At 61.5% G+C, this 273-nt stretch carries 1 pseudogene; it reads left to right on the top strand.

Features of this window, described 5'->3' with window-relative positions:
- A pseudogene (locus tag B4920_RS26270) lies at positions 1-273 on the top strand (IS1634 family transposase); the annotation flags it as partial.

The raw sequence follows: 273 nt of genomic DNA, 5'->3' as shown, positions 1-273 counted from the left end.
GGGCGCTGTCTGGATGCGCTGTTTGCGGCCGATGTGTCGACGCTTTATCAGGTGATGGCCGAGCAAGTGGTCGCCAAGCTGGGGCTCAAGCCCACGGCGGTGCATCTTGATATCACCAGCTTTCACGTCGATGGCGCCTATGACTGCGCCGATGGCGAACAGACCGGCCGGCTGCAACTGGTGCGGGGATACAGCCGTGACCATCGGCCAGAGCTCAATCAGGTGATCCTGGAGCTGATCTGTGAGAATCAGGCCGGCTTGCCGGTGTACCTG

The organism is Zoogloea sp. LCSB751, assembly GCF_002028455.1.
In the GTDB taxonomy this organism is placed as follows: Bacteria; Pseudomonadota; Gammaproteobacteria; order Burkholderiales; family Rhodocyclaceae; genus Zoogloea.
This window is presented reverse-complemented; position numbering and strand designations above follow the sequence as displayed.